A 1,113-nucleotide genomic window follows, 5' to 3' on the forward strand; every position below is an offset into this window, starting at 1 on the left:
CACCAGACAAACCGACGCTGGCGACGCACTGGGGCACCTACCGGGTTCAGCTTGAGGAAGGCGTACCGGTGTCGCTTGCCCCGTATGAGGGTGATCCGGATCCCTCGCCGATTGCTAACGCAATGATCGCTGCCAGGACCAGCCCCGCGCGTGTTTTGCGGCCAGCGGTGCGACGCTCGTTCCTGAAGAACGGTGCCGCAACCGGCGGCGAGGGACGGGGCGCCGAGCCCTTCGTCGAGGTGAGCTGGGACGATGCTTTGGGGCTCGTCGCGCGCGAACTCGATCGGGTCCGGCAGGATCATGGCAACCAGGCGATTTATGGCGGCTCCTATGGCTGGGCGAGCGCCGGCAGGTTCCATCACGCGCAAAGCCAGATCCACCGCTTCCTGAACACGATCGGCGGCTACACGCGCTCGGTGCAGAATTACAGTTTTGCCGCGGCCGATACGATCCTGCCCCATGTGATCGGAGACCGGCGCGGGCTGGCAGCCGGACACACGCCGTGGCGTCTGCTCGCGGGCCATTCCGACCTGATCGTCATGTTCGGCGGCGCCTCTCACAAGAACGCACAGGTCAGCTCTGGCGGGCTCAGCCGCCATACCCTGCGTGAGGGGCTTCGTGCCTGCCGCGATGCCGGGCCCCAGCTGATCTCGATTAGTCCGATCCGCAATGACACTCATGTCGAGCTGGGGGCTGAGTGGTGGGCGCCGCGCCCGAACTCGGACGTCGCCCTGATGCTCGGGCTTTGTCACACCCTGCTGAGTGAGAGCCTCCACGATCGAGCCTTCCTGGCGCGCTATACGACCGGATTTGCCCAGGTCGAGGCCTATCTGACGGGTGACGAGGACGGCGTTGCCAAAACGGCCGAGTGGGCGGCGAGCCTCTGCGAAATTCCGGCGAACGAAATCCGCACCCTCGCCCGCCGGATGGCGGCCGGACGCACCTTCATCATGATGTCATGGTCGCTGCAGCGGGCGGACCATGGCGAGCAACCCTATTGGATGGCCATCACCCTGGCTGCCATGCTGGGCCAGATCGGGCTCCCTGGGGGCGGGTTTGGGTTCGGGTATGGTTCGGTCAATGGAGTTGGGAACGCCGACCACGAGCTTCCAT

General features: G+C 65.5%; 1 protein-coding gene and 1 pseudogene. Both read left to right on the forward strand.

Features of this window, described 5'->3' with window-relative positions; genetic code table 11:
- Positions 1-17 precede the first annotated feature (17 nt).
- Positions 18-119: pseudogene (locus OCW50_RS33630) on the forward strand (hypothetical protein); the annotation flags it as partial.
- A gap of 48 nt (positions 120-167) precedes the next feature.
- Positions 168-1,113, forward strand: a 946-nt coding sequence (locus tag OCW50_RS33065) for a molybdopterin-dependent oxidoreductase (RefSeq protein ID WP_262300403.1), incomplete at its 3' end; no start/stop codon positions are given.

It is taken from the genome of Microvirga sesbaniae (assembly GCF_025460805.1).
GTDB lineage: Bacteria > Pseudomonadota > Alphaproteobacteria > Rhizobiales > Beijerinckiaceae > Microvirga > Microvirga sesbaniae.